Annotated in this window: 23 protein-coding genes and 3 pseudogenes; all 26 read left to right on the plus strand. The window is 38.7% G+C overall.

What is annotated here, in order from left to right:
- Window positions 1–125 precede the first annotated feature (125 nt).
- The 26 genes and pseudogenes from greA (at window position 126) to CCC17_RS06015 (ending at window position 21,506) form a co-directional block, all read left to right on the plus strand.
- Window positions 126–611, plus strand: a complete 486-nt coding sequence (gene greA, locus CCC17_RS05885; protein ID WP_015526720.1) for a transcription elongation factor GreA — start codon at window positions 126–128, stop codon at window positions 609–611.
- Between the two features lie 64 nt (window positions 612–675).
- On the plus strand, window positions 676–2,715 hold the full coding sequence (lysS, locus tag CCC17_RS05890) for a lysine--tRNA ligase (protein WP_287082701.1): 2,040 nt from the start codon (window positions 676–678) through the stop codon (window positions 2,713–2,715).
- Window positions 2,716–2,940: 225 nt separating this feature from the next.
- Window positions 2,941–3,543 (plus strand): Type 1 glutamine amidotransferase-like domain-containing protein, encoded by a 603-nt coding sequence (locus CCC17_RS05895; RefSeq protein ID WP_055039195.1) that lies wholly within the window; start codon window positions 2,941–2,943, stop codon window positions 3,541–3,543.
- Window positions 3,544–3,597: 54 nt separating this feature from the next.
- Window positions 3,598–4,116 (plus strand): ClbS/DfsB family four-helix bundle protein, encoded by a 519-nt coding sequence (locus CCC17_RS05900; protein WP_055264514.1) that lies wholly within the window; start codon window positions 3,598–3,600, stop codon window positions 4,114–4,116.
- A gap of 37 nt (window positions 4,117–4,153) precedes the next feature.
- Entirely contained in the window at window positions 4,154–4,600 is a 447-nt protein-coding gene (locus CCC17_RS05905) for a hypothetical protein (RefSeq protein WP_287082703.1), read from the plus strand.
- 411 nt (window positions 4,601–5,011) lie between these two features.
- Window positions 5,012–5,410 (plus strand): GTPase RsgA, encoded by a 399-nt coding sequence (gene rsgA, locus CCC17_RS05910; RefSeq protein ID WP_287082737.1) that lies wholly within the window; start codon window positions 5,012–5,014, stop codon window positions 5,408–5,410.
- 316 nt (window positions 5,411–5,726) lie between these two features.
- On the plus strand, window positions 5,727–6,440 hold the full coding sequence (locus CCC17_RS05915; protein WP_287082704.1) for a lantibiotic protection ABC transporter ATP-binding protein: 714 nt from the start codon (window positions 5,727–5,729) through the stop codon (window positions 6,438–6,440).
- Window positions 6,433–7,164 carry a lantibiotic immunity ABC transporter MutE/EpiE family permease subunit gene (locus CCC17_RS05920; RefSeq protein ID WP_004853398.1) on the plus strand — a complete coding sequence of 244 codons (732 nt, stop codon included), beginning with the start codon at window positions 6,433–6,435 and terminating at the stop codon, window positions 7,162–7,164. The genes CCC17_RS05915 and CCC17_RS05920 overlap by 8 nt, the downstream gene beginning before the upstream one ends.
- Window position 7,165: 1 nt before the next feature.
- On the plus strand, window positions 7,166–7,906 hold the full coding sequence (locus tag CCC17_RS05925) for a lantibiotic immunity ABC transporter MutG family permease subunit (RefSeq protein ID WP_287082705.1): 741 nt from the start codon (window positions 7,166–7,168) through the stop codon (window positions 7,904–7,906).
- A gap of 14 nt (window positions 7,907–7,920) precedes the next feature.
- Window positions 7,921–8,583: a response regulator transcription factor gene (locus CCC17_RS05930; protein WP_144100172.1), complete on the plus strand. Its 663-nt coding sequence runs from the start codon at window positions 7,921–7,923 to the stop codon at window positions 8,581–8,583.
- Window positions 8,571–9,947, plus strand: a complete 1,377-nt coding sequence (locus tag CCC17_RS05935; protein WP_287082707.1) for a sensor histidine kinase — start codon at window positions 8,571–8,573, stop codon at window positions 9,945–9,947. The genes CCC17_RS05930 and CCC17_RS05935 overlap by 13 nt, the downstream gene beginning before the upstream one ends.
- A 749-nt stretch (window positions 9,948–10,696) precedes the next feature.
- Window positions 10,697–11,623 carry a hypothetical protein gene (locus CCC17_RS05940; protein ID WP_287082709.1) on the plus strand — a complete coding sequence of 309 codons (927 nt, stop codon included), beginning with the start codon at window positions 10,697–10,699 and terminating at the stop codon, window positions 11,621–11,623.
- 424 nt (window positions 11,624–12,047) lie between these two features.
- On the plus strand, window positions 12,048–12,494 hold the full coding sequence (locus tag CCC17_RS05945) for a hypothetical protein (RefSeq protein WP_287082710.1): 447 nt from the start codon (window positions 12,048–12,050) through the stop codon (window positions 12,492–12,494).
- Entirely contained in the window at window positions 12,452–13,480 is a 1,029-nt protein-coding gene (locus CCC17_RS05950) for a Mu transposase domain-containing protein (RefSeq protein ID WP_287082711.1), read from the plus strand. Before CCC17_RS05945 ends, CCC17_RS05950 begins: the two co-directional genes overlap by 43 nt.
- Before the next feature lie 127 nt (window positions 13,481–13,607).
- Window positions 13,608–14,374 (plus strand): annotated as a pseudogene (locus CCC17_RS15185) (ATP-binding protein).
- A gap of 247 nt (window positions 14,375–14,621) precedes the next feature.
- Window positions 14,622–15,087: pseudogene (locus CCC17_RS15035) on the plus strand (lysine--tRNA ligase); the annotation flags it as partial.
- 287 nt (window positions 15,088–15,374) lie between these two features.
- Entirely contained in the window at window positions 15,375–15,632 is a 258-nt protein-coding gene (locus CCC17_RS05970) for a DUF6462 family protein (protein WP_287082713.1), read from the plus strand.
- Between the two features lie 288 nt (window positions 15,633–15,920).
- Window positions 15,921–16,223 (plus strand): LacI family DNA-binding transcriptional regulator, encoded by a 303-nt coding sequence (locus CCC17_RS15040; protein ID WP_287082739.1) that lies wholly within the window; start codon window positions 15,921–15,923, stop codon window positions 16,221–16,223.
- Window positions 16,198–16,899, plus strand: coding sequence for a LacI family DNA-binding transcriptional regulator (locus CCC17_RS05980; RefSeq protein WP_287082715.1), 702 nt, complete (start codon window positions 16,198–16,200; stop codon window positions 16,897–16,899). The genes CCC17_RS15040 and CCC17_RS05980 overlap by 26 nt, the downstream gene beginning before the upstream one ends.
- 44 nt (window positions 16,900–16,943) lie before the next feature.
- On the plus strand, window positions 16,944–17,147 hold the full coding sequence (locus CCC17_RS05985; RefSeq protein ID WP_287082716.1) for a hypothetical protein: 204 nt from the start codon (window positions 16,944–16,946) through the stop codon (window positions 17,145–17,147).
- An 18-nt stretch (window positions 17,148–17,165) separates the two neighbouring features.
- A pseudogene (locus CCC17_RS05990) lies at window positions 17,166–17,771 on the plus strand (extracellular solute-binding protein); the annotation flags it as partial.
- Between the two features lie 168 nt (window positions 17,772–17,939).
- On the plus strand, window positions 17,940–18,200 hold the full coding sequence (locus CCC17_RS05995) for a hypothetical protein (RefSeq protein ID WP_287082718.1): 261 nt from the start codon (window positions 17,940–17,942) through the stop codon (window positions 18,198–18,200).
- 134 nt (window positions 18,201–18,334) lie between these two features.
- Window positions 18,335–19,237, plus strand: coding sequence for a carbohydrate ABC transporter permease (locus tag CCC17_RS06000; protein WP_138276800.1), 903 nt, complete (start codon window positions 18,335–18,337; stop codon window positions 19,235–19,237).
- A 32-nt stretch (window positions 19,238–19,269) separates the two neighbouring features.
- On the plus strand, window positions 19,270–20,085 hold the full coding sequence (locus CCC17_RS06005) for a carbohydrate ABC transporter permease (protein ID WP_138276799.1): 816 nt from the start codon (window positions 19,270–19,272) through the stop codon (window positions 20,083–20,085).
- Window positions 20,086–20,100: 15 nt separating this feature from the next.
- The gene (locus CCC17_RS06010) at window positions 20,101–20,778 is read left to right on the plus strand and encodes a PIG-L family deacetylase (protein ID WP_138276798.1); all 678 of its coding nucleotides are present in this window, start codon (window positions 20,101–20,103) and stop codon (window positions 20,776–20,778) included.
- A 26-nt stretch (window positions 20,779–20,804) separates the two neighbouring features.
- Window positions 20,805–21,506, plus strand: coding sequence for a M20 metallopeptidase family protein (locus CCC17_RS06015; RefSeq protein ID WP_287082719.1), 702 nt, complete (start codon window positions 20,805–20,807; stop codon window positions 21,504–21,506).
- Window positions 21,507–21,656: the final 150 nt, after the last annotated feature.

A 21,656-nucleotide genomic window follows, 5' to 3' on the forward strand; every position in this document is an offset into this window, starting at 1 on the left:
AATATCCTGAGATTTTTACGCCCTTTTTTAGAAAAAAGAGCTCTTGGGAATGGTAGCAACAGAAATATCCGAAGCTGTATTTTTTTCAGAAAAAACAGCACGGTTTTGAAAGGAAGTAAGGCAAAATGGAAGAAGCAAAGAAGAACTTACTCACATACGCAGGACTTAGAAAACTGGAAGACGAGCTGCACGATCTGAAAGTTGTTAAGAGAAAAGAAGTAGCAGGAAAGATCAAAGAGGCCAGAGAGCAGGGAGACCTTTCTGAGAACGCAGAGTACGATGCAGCAAAGGATGAGCAGAGAGATATCGAGGCACGTATCGAGGAGATCGAGAAGATCCTCAAGAACGCTGAGGTTGTAGTAGAGGACGAAGTCGATCTTGACAGAATCAGCGTAGGCTGCAAGGTTAAGGTTCATGATTATGAATTTGAGGAAGACATGGAGCTGAAGATCGTGGGTTCCACAGAGGCTAACAGCCTTGAGGGAAAGATCTCCAATGAGTCTCCGGTAGGTAAAGCGCTGATCGGTGCACACACCAACGATATCGTTGAGGTTGAGATGCCGTCCGGAATCATGAAATACAAGGTTCTTGAGATTCAGAGAAACGTATAAAGCAGACAACGGAGCGGATCGCAGAGATCCGCTTGAACGACAGATAGATTAAGGAGGCCAACAAGTGGCAGAGCAGAAGAAGCAGGATGTAAACCAGCTGCTGAAGGTACGTCGTGACAAACTGGCAGACCTTCAGGCAAATGGCAGGGACCCGTTTCAGATCACAAAATTTGATCAGACACATCATTCCCTTGAGGTAAAGAATCTCTATGAAGCACATGAGGCAGAGCTTCTCAAAGATCGCAAGGAGCTTGATGTAACAGGTCTTGATGAAGAGCAGGCAAAAGAGGCTCAGAAGAAGGATTATGAAGAAAGAAGAAGCATCATGGACGCAAGCCCGATCCACGTATCGATCGCAGGACGTATGATGTTCAAGCGTGTAATGGGAAAAGCTTCTTTCTGTAATATCCAGGATTTACAGGGTAACATTCAGGTTTATGTGGCAAGAGATGCCATTGGAACCGATTCCTATGCAGATTTCAAGAAATCTGATATCGGTGATATTTTTGGTCTGGAGGGATTTGCTTTCAGAACAAGAACAGGTGAGATCTCCATTCATGCAGAGAAGATGACTCTTCTTTCCAAGAGCTTACAGATCCTTCCTGAGAAATTCCACGGACTGACAGATACAGATACCCGTTATCGTCAGAGATATGTGGATCTTATCATGAACCAGGACAGCAAGAATGTATTCATCAAACGTTCCCAGATCCTTAAGGAGATCCGTAACTTCCTTGCAGGACGTGACTTCATGGAAGTAGAGACACCAATGCTGGTTTCCAACGCAGGCGGTGCAGCTGCAAGACCATTTGAGACACATTACAACGCACTGAACGAAGACGTTAAGCTTCGTATTTCCCTGGAGCTTTATCTTAAGAGACTGATCGTAGGCGGACTTGAGAGAGTTTACGAGATCGGCCGTGTATTCCGTAATGAGGGTGTTGATACCCGTCACAATCCGGAATTCACTCTGATGGAGCTTTATCAGGCATATACTGATTATGAGGGAATGATGGAGCTGACAGAGTCCATGTTCCGTTACCTCGCAGAGAAGGTCTGCGGTTCCACAAAGATTTCCTACAATGGTATCGAGATTGATCTTGGAAAGCCTTTCGCACGTCTGACCATGAACGATGCCATCAAGAAATATGCAGGAATCGACTTTGACGAAGTAGCAGATGATGAGGCAGCCAAGAAGCTTGCTGACGAGCATCATATCGAGTATGAGGATCGTCATAAGAAGGGTGATATCATCAATCTCTTCTTCGAGGAGTACTGTGAGAAAGAGCTGATCCAGCCGACATTTATCATGGATCATCCGATCGAGATCTCTCCGCTGACCAAGAAGAAACCTTCCGATCCGAACAAGGTAGAGCGTTTCGAGCTCTTTATCAATACATGGGAAATGTGTAACGCATATTCCGAGCTCAACGACCCGATCGATCAGAGAGAACGTTTCAAGGCACAGGATGCCCTTGCAGACGCAGGTGATGAGGAAGCCAACCACACAGATGAAGACTTCCTGAATGCACTGGAGATCGGTATGCCGCCAACAGGTGGTATCGGATACGGAATCGACCGTCTCGTTATGCTCCTGACAGACAGCCAGGCTATTCGTGATGTACTTCTGTTCCCGACAATGAAGTCACTCGGTGATGTAAATAAGAAAAATGATGTAAAAAATCAGGCTGCCGAAGAAATGAAAGCAGAGCCGGAAAAAATTGATTTCTCTAATGTAAAGATTGAGCCTTTATTTGAGGAAGAAGTTGATTTTGATACATTCAGCAAGTCAGATTTCAGAGCTGTAAAGGTTAAAGAGTGTGTTGCAGTACCAAAGTCAAAGAAACTCCTTCAGTTCACTCTTGATGATGGAACAGGCACAGATCGTACGATTTTAAGCGGTATTCACGCTTATTACGAGCCGGAAGAACTGGTTGGTAAAACACTGATCGCCATCACAAACCTTCCACCAAGAAAGATGATGGGAATTGAGTCTTGCGGTATGTTATTATCAGCAGTAAATAATCTGAAAGACTCAGAAGATGAAGAACTGCATCTGATCATGGTTGATAACCACATTCCAGCAGGTGCAAAGCTCTATTAAGATGATGTAAAGATGTACCGTTTCACCAAATAGACGGGACGTACTTCATTTGAAAAAAAACTAAAAAAACAGCGATTTACATCAAACTTACATCAATTGATGCAGAAATCGGTGCAAGCAAGAAAAAATCGCATAATTAGTGCAATGAGTGGGCAATTCCAATCGGGATTGCCCATTTTTAAAACAAACAGAAATACAAATCGGAATTTATAAAGGAGAATATTGATGAAACTATTTTTATGTTCGCATTTTTCAAGTGTAGGAAGTCTGATAAAGGAAGAAATTGATAACAAGAAAGTCGCATTTATTCCCACAGCTTCGCTGCGTGAAGGCTATACCGGTTATGTCGGCTCGGCTCGAAAGCTATTCAATAAACTGGGAGCAGCCGTAACGGAAATTGATATTTCAACGGAGGCTTATTTAACGATACAGTCCGTTTTTGAAGATGCGGATGTGATATATTTTACCGGCGGAAATTCTTTCTTCCTTATGGACCAGCTCCGTAAAACGGGAACGGATGAGCTATTGAAGAAAGAATTGGCAAAGGGAAAACTGATGATCGGTGAATCGGCGGGTGCGATTATATGCGCTCCAACTATCCAATATATTGAACAAATGGATGAAAAGCCGGAGGACTACTCACAAGAAGATGATGCAGGGCTTGATTTGATTGATTTCTATGTTCTTCCGCACTATCTTACAGCACCATTTAAGAAAGTTACCGAGAAAATAATGACTGAATTTTCGGATTTGAATCTATGCCCAATTAACAACCGTCAGGGAATTGTAATTGATGGTGAAGGTTCAAAGGTTATTTGCAAAGACTAATTTGAAAAATCCTTTTTTTGAAACTGGAAAATCGGAAGCTGAGGAGATAGACTATTGAGAACATATGAGAATAAAGACGAGCTTAAAAACGAGATAAATAAAAGCTTTGCAAAGTATATTTCAGAATTTAATGATATTCCGGAGCATTTAAAAGATAAGAGAATTGATGAGGTCGATCGAACTCCGGCAGAAAATCTTGCTTATCAGGTTGGCTGGACAACTCTTGTTATTAAATGGGAATCAGACGAAAGAAAGGGTATTCCTGTCAAAACTCCTTCGGATAATTTTAAGTGGAATCAGCTTGGCGAATTATATCAATGGTTCACAGATACATATGCTCAGCTGTCACTGCAAGAATTGAAAGACAGATTGAATGAGAATATCAACTCTATTTATGTAATGATTGATTCTCTGAGTGAGGAAGAATTATTTAAACCACATATGAGAAAATGGGCTGACGAAGCAACTAAAACAGCTGTCTGGGAAGTATACAAATTCATACATGTTAATACAGTTGCTCCGTTCGGAACCTTTAGAACCAAGATTAGAAAATGGAAAAAGATTGCACTATAACTTCCGGTTTGGAGAATTGAGAAAATCAGAGTTTGTGATGGTAGATAATATGGAATGGTTTAATGTTTTTGGGCTGATTTTTATTGCAGTCATTATGATACCCAATGTTGTATTTGCGATTAAGTGCAAAGATGGATTTGATAATAAGTGGAACAATAAATATGTTGAGGTCACAGAACAAGTAGGGAGATTGGGTTGTTTCGGATTCATGATAATCAATATTCCGGGAACTTGGTTCGGGTGGTGGTCTGACGAAGCATTTGTACTATATTTGATTGTAGATATCATATTGGTAATGCTTTATTGTGCTATTTGGATTATATGTTTTAAGAAAAACAGCGTTTTCAGAGCATTAGCACTTTCTATTATTCCTTCAATGTTGTTCTTATTTAGTGGGATTATGAGTAGGTCAGTGCTATTGATTATTGCATCAGTATTATTTGTACCAAGTCATATTGTGATTTCATATAAAAATGTAAAATGATATTTACAACTTCAAGTTTGCCAACTTGCCCTTTGAGAGAGTAGATGATGTCCTCTGCAAAGTGCTTGAAGCAAAGAAAAAGAAATTGAAAATTGAATACATTTAGAACGTGTTTTGCCGTCTGTTTCCTAACCGGAGCAGGCGGTTTTTTTATTTCAAAAAATTTTTTGAAAAATTTTCGGAAAAGTGGCGATTTTGGGTGTGCATTTCATACCCCTTTGTCCAAATGAGTGAAGGGGTTCATTCCGGATAGCAAAAACGGAAGCCTTTTCGCTTGAAAATTGAATAAGTCATTCACTAAGACTTTATTTCTGATGATAGCCACTTTAGCAGGTGTCTGGAAAGTTTCGGTATGAAGCGGAAAGTCCATCTGATTATCCGGCAGTTGGAGATTTTGTTCTTTTGCAGTGTGTGAATAAAAATGACATTGCTGTGATTCAAAAGGTATTGCCAAGGAAAAGCGTTTTTCTGCGAAAGGCGGCAGGGACAAATAGTGTGGAACAAATTGTAGCTGCAAATATTGATACGGTATTTATCTGTATGTCACTTAATAACGATTTTAACGTCAGGAGATTGGAAAGATATCTATCTGTTGCATGGAACAGTGGAGCTATGCCTGTCATTGTGTTGACTAAAGTAGATTTATGCGATGAAGTGGATGCAAAGGTATTAGAAATAGAAAATATTGCAATCGGGGTACCGATTATTGAAACATCTGTAGTAGACAAAGATGGTTTAAGCCAGATTTATCAATATCTTAAGGAATACCATACAGTTTCTGTGCAAAGAACTGATACCGGGATATCTTAATGAAATTACAGGAGAGTATGCACCTCCGGCAGGGTATCTGGTAAATGAAAAGGAAGCAGAGGCATTTGATAGAGAGTTCCCGTATATGGAGAATCCTATAAGGTTATATAGTTTGGATGAAATCACGGAGATATTCTGTAAATTAGGACTTCGTATTTGTAACAGCTTTGCTGATTTCAGTGGAAAGCCGAGTTCTGATAATGATATTCAATTGATGGTTTATTCCATACGGGAATAAATCTTCATCAAATCTTTATTTTTTTCTGTTAGGTTATATTTCAGTAAGAAATGAAATATAGAAGGAAGGATAGTAAAGATGGAAATGATGTTACAGACACAAAATCTATGTAAATATTTTAGAAAACAGAAAGCGGTAAATAATGTTTCACTTAATATCGAAAGGGGACAGATTTATGGACTGCTTGGACCGAATGGCGCTGGTAAATCTACCACATTGAAAATGCTGACCGGTATGATAAAACCAACTGCAGGAAAGATTTACTTTGATGGAAAACTTTTGGATAGGAAAGATTTATCAAAAATAGGAGCGTTAATTGAAAATCCGCCTATTTATGAAAATCTTTCCGCCAGAGAGAATTTGAAGGTAAGACAATTATTGCTTGGTACAGATGAAAACAGAATTGATGAGGTCTTGCAGATTGTATCACTTACAAACACCGGAAAGAAGAAAGCAGGACAGTTTTCTTTGGGGATGAAGCAAAGACTAGGCATTGCAATGGCATTGCTTGGAGAACCGGAACTTTTGATATTGGATGAACCTACGAATGGATTAGATCCAATAGGCATCGAGGAATTACGAGAGCTGATCCGGTCTTTTCCGGAACAGGGAATCACTGTAATTCTCTCCAGTCATATTCTCTCAGAGGTACAGTTACTTGCAGATAAAGTCGGGATTATTTCAGGTGGAACCTTAGGATACGAAGGAGCATTAAAGCAGGGAGATAATCTTGAAGATTTGTTTATGAATGTGGTAAGAAAAAACCAGAAAGCAGGTGAAATCCATGGTTAATATTATAAAAGCAGAACATCAAAAAGCCAAAAGAACCATGCGAAAAAAGTTTATCTGGGGATTTCCTCTTCTTACATTTGTCATGGCATTTATATTTACTCTTGGGATGACAAATGCTTATGCAGAAAGTGTTTGGAACTGGTGGTATACACTTTTGCTGCCGGGGATGATTGCTCTATTTTGTTATCTTTCTGTGGCGCAGGAGAAAAAGATAAAATACTATCATTTAATGACTATTCCCACAGACAGAAGAAAATTGTTGCTGGGGAAAATTATTTATATTGGGTACATGATTTTGTTTTCTAATGTGATTGTGTTTGCAGGAGCAACGCTTGGAGGCTTTCTTCTAACGACACATGTTCCAGTTGGAGGAGCGTTGATTGCAGTATTGTTTCTGACGGTTTCTGAGTTATGGGAGATTCCGGTAGCTTTATTTTTAAGTGAACGATTTGGAATGATTGTAAACCTGTTCGTCTGCCTATTTATTACCGTCAGCGGTGTGGTAATATCACAAACCAGAATCTGGTACGTACTTGTTTCTGCAATCCCTATGCGAATGATGTGCCCGTTGCTTCATGTTTTACCAAATGGACTTGCCGCAGAAGCAGGGAATCCTCTTTTGGATACGGGAGTCATTGTTCCGGGAATGTGTCTCTCAATCATCTGGTTTGTTTTTGTAACGGTTCTGTTTTTGAAATGGTTTGAGAGAAGAGAGGTGAAATAAGATGATTGAAAGATCTCTTAATGCAGACTTGCGAAAGATGAAAGGAACATCTGTGATTCTGGCACACTTACTGATTCCGATTATAACCAGCGTTATATTTTTAATATATTACTTTTTTTCACCATGGAATGAAAATATGAAAGTGATTGCATTTTATCAGGCAATAGGAGCAGGACTTCCGGTACTTATTGGAATTTTTACAGCAAGTGTGATGGAACAGGAACAAAATGCAGGTGATTTTCAAAATCTGTTGTCTTTACCGGATAAACCTGCAGCATTTTTATCGAAACTGTTGATGCTACTGGTTTTGTGTCTGTGCTCTATCCTATTGACAGCAATCATATTCGGAATTGGATTTGGAAGAATCGCATCAAGCGATATCGAAATCATGAAAGGATGTATATTTGCAGCATTGCTGCTGTGGGGAAGCAGTGTTCCACTTTATCTGTGGCAGCTGATTCTGGCTTTTCAGTTTGGAAAAGGGGTATCCATTGGAGCAGGGATTATATCAGGACTAATTAGTGCATTGATGCTTACCGGACTTGGAGATTATGTGTGGAAATATGTATTTGTCTGCTGGACGGGTAGAGTACCATATACTTATCTGCAATCTGTATTGGGGGAAACTAGTGTAGGTGAATGGTTGTCATTCATACCAGGTTGCTTAATATTTACAGGGATTAGTATGGTATACTATTTTTGGTGGGTAAACCACTGGGAAGGAAACAGAATATCGGAATAGAATCGAGGGAAACTATGGCAAAAATACTGGCAGTTGATGATGAACCGGCAATTTTGGAAATGATAGAAAGCATTTTGAATAAGGATGGACATCTGGTTACCAAAGTAAGTAATCCACTAAAAATTAATATGGAAGAATTACATCGTTATGACCTGATTTTACTGGACATTATGATGCCTGGAATTGATGGCTTTGAATTATGCAAAAGAATCAGGGCACTTGTGGATTGTCCGATTTTGTTTCTTACGGCAAAAACGGAGGAAAAAAGTCTGGTGAACGGACTTTCGTTGGGAGCAGATGATTATATTTCAAAGCCATTTGGAGTGATGGAACTTCGGGCAAGGATTCATGCACATCTTAGAAGAGAGCACAGGGAACATTCTGTCCGGATGGTTTTGGGGAGGGTCTGTATTCAAATATCTCAAAAGAAACTATTGGTTGATGATAAGGAACTTCCTCTTACGAAAGCGGAGTACGAAATTTGTGAATTCCTGGCTAAAAACAGGGGACAGGTTTTCTCGAAAGAACAGATTTTAGAAGAGGTCTTTGGTTTTGACAGTGAGAGTAATGACAGTACCATTATCACGCATATCAAAAATATAAGAGCAAAATTTGCGGATTATGATTATACACCGATAAAAACAGTCTGGGGGATTGGATATAAATGGGAAGAGTAAAGAGAAGCAATGCACTCAGCTGGATTTTTATGAGATATGTACTGGTCATGCTTGGATCATTAGTAGGTTTGGTGATTGTTGCTTGGCTGCTGCTGTACCTTTTGATTAGTGTGGGCTGTATCTATCCGGCGAATTATGCAGAGCAAAAGATTAATGAAGCATATGATACGATTTTACGTGCGGATAAAGTAACTGCTGAGATGATTCCTGCACTTTGTGATTATGTAATCTTTTCAGAGAATGGAGAGAAAATAGGTGGAGATCTGTCAGAACAATACGAACAGATAGCATGGAATGTTGCAAAGTACGGAAACGCATCCGGGAAATATTTTTATAAAGTAATTGTAAGGGAAAATGAATATGTTGTATTGCAATATCGCCTGACGCCTCAATATCATTCAGCTTTTTTGAGGGAGCATTTTATAGGACCACAGAATGTGATGAGTATTATGTCAGTGATTGGAGCGGTAGCGATTATCATCATTCCGTCCATACGTTTTGGAAAAAGAATCAAAAAGCAGATGCAGCCTGTATTAGACGCAATCAGACAAATAAAGGATCAAAATCTGGAATATGAGACATCCTGTTCCGGTATCAAAGAGTTTGATGACTGTTTATCGGCAATCGATGATATGCGAGATGCATTGCGAGAATCTTTAGAAAAGCAGTGGAAAACAGAGCAGGAAAAGAAACAACAGATGTCTGCTTTGGCGCATGATATTAAAACACCTCTTACGATTGTACGGGGAAATGCAGAACTACTTTCAGAGACTGAACTGACCACAGAACAGAAGAATAATATCACTTATGTTTTGAACGGCACAACACAGATACAAAGTTATGTAAAACAGTTGGTAGATGTCACAAAATCATGGAATTGCAGTGATGTTACCTATACAACGGTGAGGTTAGAAGATTTTTTCGCAGATATAAAGGAACAGGCACTCGGACTGGTAGAAATCTATCACCAGAAAATAGATTGGAAGGCGGGACAAAGTGATAAAAAGGTAACGATTGCTTATGATCCAATGTTCCGGGCCGTAATGAATATGATTCAGAATGCAGTGGAGCATACAAAAGAAAATGGAATCATTTATATTGACGCAAAGGAGCAGGATGGCCGGCTGACATTCATTGTGGAGGATAGCGGATCAGGATTTACAAAAGAAGCATTATTGCATGGCACAGAGCAGTTTTTTATGGATGACACAAGTAGAAATGGCGAAGCCCATTATGGGATGGGACTATTTTTTGCAAAAACTGTGGCTGAAAAATATGGTGGAGGTATTAAACTTTCAAATTCTGAAAATACAGGTGGGGCGAGGGTAGAAATATTTTTCCTGAGTAGTCAAGAAACAAGCTAAATAGACCGCAATTAAGCTATGTAAAAGAAATTTTACATGCTTTTATCTAATATGTAAAAGCCTTTTGATAGACATTACTACGTTTGCTGTAATCTCATGGAAGAAGGAGGCATACAGAATTATGATAGCTGATAAAATTAAAAATGCTCGTACTATTCTTTATTATATAACTATCATTATAGTTGGGATTATATGCACATATAAGAAGAGAATAATATAACTTTTGTTATGATATCAAATGATTTTTTCATTTAATATAACATTGCATTGGATGAAAAAATGTGTTTGGAGATAAAAACATAATCGAATTGAAGGTTGACGATTCAAACATAAAAAGAGCTGGGTGGCATCTACCCAGCTCAATCTTCTACATGGAAGACATCTTCCACCAATAAATTAAAGTATTTAGAAATCCGTAGCATAAACTCGGCAGATGGGATTAACGGAAATATCTAAAACAATTACTGCACTCAACCGTCAAAATCGCATAATTGTCGGTCAGGACAGAGTTCAAAGGATTGGATAGCTACTTCAAAGTATAATATTGGACTTCACATACAGAAAGAGAACATACAGAGTGTTGTGTGTTCTTTTTTTTGCGGGAACTAGAAATAGTTGTCTCGATAAAAGTGTGATAGAATGGGAGAAGAATAAATGATTGATTATAGAAAGTATATGAAATAGATGTTATGTGACAAAGAGGAAAGCTATTATGGAAAACGAACTGCGAAAAGCTATAGAGGAATGGGTTGAATATCAGATTGGAGCAAAACAAGGAATTAGAAAAGAAATACCCACCTAATCCACCGAATGATGTATGTAAAACGGCTTATATGAAAGGGCTTTTAATTGAAAATAGTTTTGAACCTGAAGTTGGCGAGATGAATGAATTATTTGAAGTAGAGCATGAAAAAGTATTCGTATGGACACATGAAAAAGATAGAAATTCATCTATCATAATTAAAGTAGACCCGGAAGTTAAGGATATGCCATTTTGGAAAAATATTGCAAGCATTATGTGGCTGGCTATGCAATATGCAAATTCTTTTGAGGGGATTTCAGCAGATTGGTATGAATATAGATGGATATATTATTTTGATTCTAATAAAAACTTAGCAGAACAAGTATTCAATAACCTCGAACAGTTTGATAGTGTAAACTTAACAAATGGAAGAATCATAAAAGCGACTGATATTGGAAATCTCGCACCGGAAATAGAGCTAATGATACGTGATGATAAGGCATATACAGCGATGATGATGTTGAGCAATTCATTTATACGACATTATATTTGCTTGATTTGTGAGTTGAGTAGTTATCCATATCATGACCATTTAGCGGAAGAACCGGAAATATGGGAACATGCAGCAATAATCCCAAATATGGAAGTGGCAGTAGTTCAAGCGTGTAGGAGTGTAGAAGGAATATTAGGAGAACCACCTAATTCCAAAAAGCAAGGAGCGGTAATGAAACATAAAAAGAGATGGGAGGAATTAACAGGAACTAATCCTGATAGCATATTTGAAAAAGCAGATATGTCATATTGGGATTTTTATTACAAATTATTTTTTGAACTAAGAAATCCATCAGCACATAGTTATGGGAACATCAATTATAAATTGGAAAAAGGCAAAAACCGTTCAGGCACAATGTTTTGCTGCAATTATTGTTCGTGATTATTTTAATAAGCATGTGTTAGAATTAAAAGAGGCTCAGAAAAAACTGAATTTTAATTTAAGCCTACTTGATAGAGTAAGTGATGTAATGAGTACAAAAATAACAAAATAGCTTCGATAATTTGATTAGCATGTTAAAAGCAATCAGGCTACAGAAGTAAAAAGGAATTATGGTGTAACGGAATTGAGGAAGGGACAAGATGAATTGACTTTGTAAATAAAAGAAGTTATAATTTCTTTTATATAACTATGCTCTTGCATATACTATTATCGTGCAAATTCTGCTCGAACGGTACGCCTATTCTGAAATCAGCGGTACATTCATTCTAATTTAGCGGTATGCGCTTTCTGCTCAAAGCGGTACGTTTTTCCTTTATTATTGTGATGTAACTATTATTCATCACTGTGCAAAGGAGGAACTATTATGCACGACTACAATACTATTCTTGGAGTCATAGAACTTCGACTCAGTAAAGTCAGTTATGACGCCGTACAAAAACGTTACCGGATTGGACGGAGCGGGATTGCATTGATTATGAACCGCTATAATGATTCAGGATTATCACTGGATGATCTTCGGCAAATGCCACCCGCAAAGGTTGTTGATCTCATCTATCCAAAAGGAAACCTTCGACATAAGGACATTCCACTACCTGATTTTGAAAAAATACATGAGCAAATGATCCAAATGGGAAAGCATGCCGACTTGAGCTTTCTATGGATCGATTATAAAAAAGAGCATCCCAATGGTTACCAGCTTGCCCAGTTTTATAAGCTGTATCGTGATTTTATGGTAGATACTTATGGTACTTCAAAACATCTATGCCTGTGGAACGGATCCCTGGTGAAAAGCTGTATATTGACTGGGTAGGCGACCAGCCGGAACTGCTACTGGACACAGCAACTGGCGAACTTCGGAAAGTTCACATTTTTACGACTACACTTGGTTTTAGTAGCCTTGTTTATGCAGAAATCTTTCTGGATGAAAAACTTCCACATTTTATTGCCGGCACAGTACACGCGCTGTCTTATTATGGGGCAGTTCCTAAATATCTTGTCCCGGACAATCTGAAAACAGCTGTTACCATGCATAGCAAAGATGAACTTGTGCTGCAGTCAGCCTTTTCAGATCTGGAGACCTTCTATGATACGGTCATTCTGCCTCCGCCGCCAAGGAAACCGAAAGGCAAACCGACCGTTGAAAATCATGTGCGTTTCTTAGAAACGCATCTGGTAGAAGAATTAAAGAAAGACACTTATACCTCTCTGGAAGCCCTGAATGCTGCGGTCAAAAAGATCGTAGCGGACATCAACCAGCGTCCTTTCCAGAAAAAATCTGACATTCGGAAATCCCGCATGAATGGATTTGAAAAGTATGACAAACCGCGTATGAACCAGCTTCCAGGCGAAAGTTATACACTTTGTGATTATAAATACTTTCTTAAAGTTCCAGATAATTACCACCTTGAGTATGATGCCCACTACTATTCTGTATTGTATACCTATAAGGGGAAGTCTGCAATTCTTAAGGCTACCATGACGGAGATACGGATCTGCGACGAGTATAACCGGCTGATCTGCCGACATCCGAGATCTTATCGTGATTTTCCTCTTTACATTACAGATGACAGTCATATGCCACCAGAACACCTGTATTACAAAGAAGTGAATGCACATGACGGAGCTTATTACAGACGGTGGGCATCTGTCTATGGAGAATCTATGGTAACTCTTATTGACAGGATACTCCGCAGTTCCAAACACGAGAACAGGCATACAACAGCTGTGCCGGTGTACTCCATTCCTGTAAGGATGTTCCTCACCGACTGGTTCGGGAGGCTGCTGAGAAATGCGTAGAAGCTAATGCCTGCAAGTATTCTTATTTCAAGAAAGTGCTTGGCATGGTCCAGAATAATCATTCCAGCAGCGGTATAAACGGAAAACTTCCTTCCCATACAAACATCCGTGGAAAGGAGGCATACAAATGAGTTCATCCCATGACATTACATTAACACCCCAGGAACAAGCTCTGATCATGGCGTCTGAAGAGTTTCCGCGTTCCGGAAATGGCACATATCCTGGAAGAACAGATGAAAGATCCCAATGCAGATCTGAACACGTTTATGGAACGCATGACAGCAATGGTTGATGCAGAGTGGCAGGCACGGGCAGATAAACGCTTTAATCGTCTGATGAAAGAAGCACATCTGCGATACCCGGTGGCAGATCTTGATGAAACCATTTACCGTCCAGAACGTCAGCTTGATACCCAGATAATAGAACGGTCTGAGTACCTGCCATTGGATAGAGGAAGGAAAAAATCTCATTGTAACAGGTTCTTCTGCCAGTGGAAAAACGTATCTGATCAATGCTTTTTGCATAACTGCAATGAAGCAGTCCAAGAGTGTAAAGTATATAAAAGCGAACACACTTATGAGTGAAATGGAACAGGCACGCATCAAATCCACAAATCTGGATTACCTGAATAAACTGACCAAGCTGGATCTGCTTGTGATCGATGATTTCGGTCTTATGGATCTCGACCTTGATAAATGCCGGGATCTCTTTGAAGTCCTTGACACCAGAGATGGAAGAAAATCAACTGTAGTCATCTCACAATTTCCAGTCAGCACATGGTTCGATATGTTTGCCGATAACACCTACGCCGATGCGTGTCTTACACGAATCACGGATAAGCACCATACGTATCGTCTGGAGATGAACGGTATAAATATGCGTGAAACAGAATGATGTAATCTAGCGGTACTTCGTACCGTTAAAAATGGAATAGCCGTTCCGCAGTAGCGGAACTGGCATTCCGTTTAAGCATAATTTGCATATTATCGCCCTACATCATTTACATCATATTTTACATCATTTGCCCGCAAAGTGACTCAAAGTAGAGCAGAAATATGAAGTGTGGGGATAATTGGAATATGGAGAATTTTATAGTAACAACATCAACTTGGTCGAGTATGAAAGAACCACAAAAAAGGTCCCTACAATGAAGTCACTGGACGCTGATAAGAAATCTGCGAAGTCAGAAAACAGCACTTCCACAGCAAGCACCGGAGAAAGAAGAAGTTATCGACTTCTCCAAGGTAAAGGTAGAGCCTTTATTTGAGGAATTTGTTGATTTCGATACTTTCAGCAAGTCAGATTTCAGAGCTGTAAAGGTAAAAGCTTGTGAAGCAGTTAAGAAATCCAAGAAGCTGTTACAGTTTACTCTGGATGACGAACAGGCACAGATCGTACGATTTAAGCGGTATTCACGCTTATTACGAACCAGAAGAACTGGTTGGAAAGACGCTTATCGCTATCACTAACCTGCCGCCGAGAGCCATGATGGGAATTGAATCCTGTGGAATGCTTTCTCAGTGCAATCCCATGAGGAAGAGGGCGAAGAAAAACTTCATCTTCTGATGGTTGATAACCATATTCCGGCTGGTGCAAAGCTGTACTAAAATTAAATATAAAATGTCTAAAACCATGATGTCAGACCACAGTTGACAACAATTTGACAACAAAATTTGGGAGAATGATGAATCGTTATGAAGCATGACGAATTTCAGGTGAAAGGGCACAGGTTTGAGAATGAAATCAAAATTGATTCACTGGATCAATGATTGATATGCATGACAACAAGAGCACTTCTTAGAGTTAATCTGAGAGGTGCTTTTTTTGTACTAAAAAATATATCCCGGCAGTCAACTTCTGTAAAACAGTGAATCAAATATTGGAGGAAAACATCATGGATAAAAATTATAAACCAATCACAAGTATGAAGGAAGTACCGGAGCAGCTTAGAAAATTGCGCCGACAGTATCTGCGTTATCAGCAGGCAGAGATTATTTACAGTATTTCTCATAAGAAGCTATTTGAACTTGCCAGTGATGCAGGTGCGATTTACAGAATAGATGGAACCGTATTGATCAAGCAATGCGGTGTAGTGGATCATAAAATGAGCAATGATACGTTCACGTTTCTTCTGGAAAACAGGGCGTGCTGACTTTGTGTAAGAAGTACATTTGATAAAACGTGTTACATCATGAGGATCTTATTTATAAGTTTCTGGATCTAAATAAATGGAGAGAAAAGAAAACACGTGGTGAAAAATGATGTTTCGGTGAAATACATGAAATAAAAATGAAACAAATGAAACGGGGTTGACATTTTATACATTGATTCTTATAATTTCAAATATAAAATTGGTAAAAAGATACAACAAACAATGCGAGAACAGCAAAAAAAGAATGTGAAATACGTTGAAAAAAGGAGGTGATGATATGGGGCAACAATAAGAGATGTTGCAAAAAGGGCAGGAGTATCACCAGCTACGGTTTCAAGATATTTTCATGGGAAAAATGTTGTAACAACGGAAACCTCCAAGAGAATTGAAAAAGCAGTCCGAGAACTTTCATATAAACCTGTATATAAACAAAAGAATCCCGGTGTAATTGCTGTTTTAATTCCAAATCTTAAGCTGGCATATTTCAGTGAGGTTCTAAAGAATTTCCTAGATGCGGTTCCGAAATATGGTTGCAGAATGATATTTATTCCTGTTGTGGATCAAGATGAGTCTTATAAAACAATATTTTAAAGAACTGGATATCACGGGCGTAATTTATCTGGAGGAAAATACAAATCAGGATATGCTCAATTATATAGCGGCTAAGAATATTAAAATGGTGATGTTTGGTGCAATCAGTGAGGATCAGCGCTGCAAAATGATTCATATCAATGATTTGGCAGCAGCACATGAAGGCGCAAGATATCTTCTTGAACTTAAGCATGAGAGAATCTTGATTATATCGGATTATCCTAAGAGTATCAGCTCCGGATTTCAGCGTATTGCAGGATGCAAAAGAGCTTTCGAGGAATATGGATTGGAATTCGATGCAGATCGAGTGAAATATGGTGAGTTGACATATAATAGTGGGTATCGTATAACCACGCAGGCACTTCAACAGGGAATTTCTTTTACAGCAGTATTTGCATTCAGTGATGAAGCTGCATTGGGGGTTATCAGTGCTCTGGCTGAGAGAGGGTTAAGAGTTCCGGAGGATGTTTCCGTTATGGGATTTGACGGGATTAGTTTATCTAGGCAGGTAACTCCCAAGCTAACAACTATCCGTCAGCCTATCAAAAAAATGATAGAGCAGACATTGGATACTTTTCAGAACCAGAAAAGGGAAGAAAACATAGAAATTACATTACCCTACAAACTGGAAGAAGGAGAAACCTGCATTCTCAATCAGAAAATATTAAAAGAATAGAAACAGTTAATAATGATAAAAAAGTACAAATTTGGAGGGAAAACATGAAAAAAAGAATTTGTAAAATGCTGACACTTGTAATGACTGGTTCAATGGTCTTAGGAGTAACTTCACCGGTGTATGCAGAGAAAAAAGATGATGTTACTAAAATTTCTTTTGCAATTTGGGATGAGGTTCAGAAGCCGATATTTGATGAGATTATTGAGAAATTTGAAACAGAGAATCCTGATATTGATGTAGATTTATAGTTAACTCCTTGGTCACAGTATTGGACAAAGTTGGATGCTGCAATGGGATCAAATAGTGCGGCAGATGTATTTTGGATGAATACATATCTTCCTAAATATGCAGAGGCTGGTGTTTTGGAACCGCTTGATGAATATATTGAAAAAGATGAAATTAATATGGATGATTACGTAAGTGTTTTGAAAGACTCTTATAATTATAAGGATGTTCAATACTGTATACCAAAGGGAATGGACACGGTACAGGTATTTTTCAATAAAGCTATTTTTGAAAAATATGGGGTAGAAGAGCCTCAGACCGGATGGACATGGGAGGATATGACAGATATTGCAAAACAGTTAAAGACTAAAATTACAGAAGCAGGATCTGATGAATATCCGATACTAATGGAACTGGATGCCCAGCCTTCTTTTTTCAACTTTATCAATCAATCAGGAGGCTTTGTGCTCAGTGAAGATATGAAAACAGCAGGTTTTGATCAGAAAGGAACGGTGAAAGCGTTTAGTGATATGGTATCACTTATGGATGAAGGTCTGATGCCAGGAAGCGAAGTGCTTTCGGATACAAAGGGAACAGATTTGTTTCTGTCTCAGAAGGGAGCCATTCTTTCTCAGCAAACATATTGATGAAGCGAGTTTCGCTGATCAGATAGGAACTATTGCTATGCCCGCAAAGAAAAGCAGGAAATCAGAGCGTTATTGGCGGATTGGGCTATGCAATCAATGCTAACAGTGAAAACAAGGATGCGCGTGGAAGAACTTTTAAAATATCTTTCAGGGGAAGAGGCTAATAAAATGCAGCAGAAGCGAGCGAAGGTAGATGTTCCGGCACTGATTAGTGCCCAGCAGTATTATAAAGCAGATCACATAGATGTAAGTGTAATTTTCGAAGTAGCAGAAACTGGATTTCCATTTCCAACATCTACAAGCGTTGCAGAATGGCTTCCTGCTGTAACTGAGATTTCAGCAAAGATATTTGCAAAAGAATTAACTCCGGAAGAGGGATGTTCACAGATGCAGGAAGTAACACAGAGTGCTTTGGACAGCGAATCATAAGATGGATTGGAAGTGTTGCTAATAATGAAATAGCAACACTTTTTTTTCCAACAATAGCAAAAAAGCTGTTCATGATATAAAAATAGCGAAGGCAGATTTCGAATCTATGCTTAATTGACAGGAGAGAATATTTGATGAAAAAAAATAAAGTGGATTCACTAAGGCATCGGGAAATAAGGACAGGTTATCTAATGATTGCGCCATTGATGTCAGGAGTCATCGTATTTTTTATCTGGGCATTTTTTCAGAATGTTTATTATAGTTTTACAAATAAGTCAAGCTTTGGCATTCCCAAATTTGTTGGACTTGAGAACTATGTAAAGCTTTTTCATGATGAAGCGTTTTATCAGGCATTTATTAATACGATATTATATGTAGTTATTTGTGTACCGGCAGTTGTGATTCTGGCGATTTTGCTGGCTGTATTATTGAATTCTAAGGTAAAGGGAATTGGTTTTTTCAGAGTATGCATCTTTCTTCCGGCAGTTACTTTACCGGCCGCAATTGGACTTTTGTGGAAATGGTTGATGAATTATAAATTTGGTATTTTCAATGAAATTCTTGGAAAGTTTGGAGTGAATCCAATTGCATGGCTTTCTGATCCTAGAATAGTGTTGTTTTCTATTTCTATTGTATTTATCTGGGCAAGTGTTGCATATCAAGTAATTGTATTGTTAGCCGGATTACAGGGGATTCCGGTGTGTTACAAGGAGGCTGCTGAAATTGATGGAGCGAATGGGATTCAGCGTTTTTTTAAGATTACATTACCGCTGTTATCGCCATCTATATTTTTTGTATGTGTAACAACTGTTATTAATGTATTCCAGATTTTTGATTTTATTTATCTGATGATTCCACAGGGAAGCAGTGGAACTGCAGCATCCAGATCGCTGGTTACATATTTTTTTGAACAATCTTTTGTAAAATTTCATAAGGGATATGGTGCAGCAATCAGTCTGGTGCTGTTTTTTCTGATTTTAGTGATTACAGCAATTCAGATGATCTGTCAGAAGAAATTGGTATTTTATGATGATTAATGAGGATCAGGACGTAGAAAGGAGATTATATAATGAAAAAAAGAAAGTGGCAGGTATATCTGTTACTTGTTCTATGTGCTGCTGTGACAGTATGTCCATTTATATGGATGATTTTGACATCTTTCAAATCCTATGAAGAAAGTATTCAGATACCACCAACAATTTTTCCGAAAATTTTTACAGTGGAAAGCTACCAGGAGATTGTAGCCAAGTTTCCGTTTCTTAGTTTTTACATCAATACATTTTTGGTCTTGATTTTTACAATTGTGATTGAGTTACTGATATGTTCTATGGCTGCATATGCGTTTGCCAGATTGAATTTTCCGGGAAGGGATGTAATTTTTATCGTCCTTTTGGCATTACTGATGGTTCCAGGACAGATTTTCCTAGTTCCCAATTATGAGATCATGGTAAAGCTACATTTGGCAGATACGGTAACAGCATTATGGATTCCTAAAATATTCAGTGCTTTTGGTACATTTATGTTATGTGAATTTTTTAAAGGACTTCCGAAGAGTTTAGATGAAGCAGCTATGTTAGATGGATGTGGATTTTTTCAGATTTATTATAAGATTTTATTGCCGTTATTAAAACCTGCATTGTCTTCTTTAGCAATTTTGACAGCAATATCTACATTTAAAGATTTGATGTGGCCGTTAATTGTAAATAATTCTATGGAGAAAATGACATTATCTGCTGGTCTTGCAATGCTTATCGGAGAGCATACAACCTATTATCCGCAGGTCATGGCGGGAGGCATTATTGCGATTCTTCCGATGATAGTACTATTTTTCTTTTTCCAGAAACAGTTCGTAGAAGGAATTGCAACCACAGGAGTAAAACAGTAGTAGGGGGAATAGATTATGGTTGATATTTTAGCAGTTTGTGCACATCCAGATGATTTGGAAGTCTGTGCTGCAGGAATGTTTGCAAAAGCAAAAAAAGAAGGATTAAAAACAGGGCTTGTAATTTTTACCAGAGGGGAAGCGGGAGGTTATGCGGAGCAGAGGGAAAGAGAAGCAGAGGCAAAAAAAGCCGCAGAAATTTTAAAGCTAGATTATTTTGAAATGCTAAATTTTCCGGATGCAGGCGTCTATTTCTGTAAGGAAGCAGTGGATGCTTTGATTCCACATTTGCGAAAGTGTTCTCCAAAATTTGTTTTAACACTTTTGGAGGATGATTATCATCCGGATCATACAGCTGTATCAAGAATTACAAGGGCGGCTTGTTTTACGGCTGGATTGAAAAAGTATTCAGATGATGATACTGACTGGCATTATGATGCGCTGATCTATTTTGGCGCAGATAATAGAAGCAATCGTCGCAGACCAGATATCTACGTAGACATTTCAGACGTAATAGAAATAAAGAAAAATGCTTGCCTGGCACATACATCTCAGAATATTCTTCCATATGCAATGAGTTTATCAGAGGAATATGGTAGAGATGCAAAAACAGAGTTTGCTGAGGGAATTTATTTAGGACATAGCATCACCATTGATAGTATTGCAGATCTTTTGAGAGACTGCAAAAAGATGTAAATAAGATTTTGGGGGAGGGATTAAGAGTGAAAGTTGATTTTTACCAAAAAGCCAAAGAGGCGGAGGAAGAAATTAAAAGATATTATATCCATCTCCATAAGCACCCGGAGTTGTCCGGGCAGGAATATCAGACACAGGAATGGATTCTTAGTCAATTGAAACAATGGGGAGTGGAATGCAGGACATGTGCTGATACGGGTGTATATGCAATAATTCGAAGCGAAAAACCTGGTTATACGATTGCTTTTCGTGCAGATATGGACGCACTTCCAATTCAAGAACAGACAGGACTTTCATGGAGCTCGGAAGAAAATGGTGTTATGCATGCGTGTGGACATGATGCGCATATGACAGTGCTGCTTGGCTGTATTCGGATTTTACATGAAAATCGGGAGCAGCTATATGGAAATATAGTATTTTTATTCCAGCCGTCTGAGGAACATCAGGGTGGTGCTGCCCGTATGATTGTAGATGGAGCAATGAAAACTCCGAAGCCGGATTTGATAGTTGCTTTTCATGTATGGCCACAAAGAGCAGGTACTATTACCTGCATGTCAGGACCTGTAATGGCACAACCGGATGCGTTTTCTATTGAACTAATAGGGAAAGGTGGACATGGAGCAACACCTCACATTTGTAGGAATCCGATTCCAGCAATGGCGGCGTTGATCAATGCAATCGGAAATATTACAGCAAATGATATATCAGCGAGGAAACAGCAGTTGTAAACATTTGCCGGATTCGATGTGGCGAAAAATATAATATTATTGCAGAAAAAGGATATCTGGAAGGAACAATTCGAACTTATGATACAAAAGTGCGGGAAGAGATTATTCGACGCCTGAAAAAACTGACCACATCTATTGCAGATGCCTGGG

Source organism: Blautia sp. LMAG:36, from assembly GCF_008680535.1.
In the GTDB taxonomy this organism is placed as follows: Bacteria; Bacillota; Clostridia; order Lachnospirales; family Lachnospiraceae; genus Blautia_A; species Blautia_A fusiformis.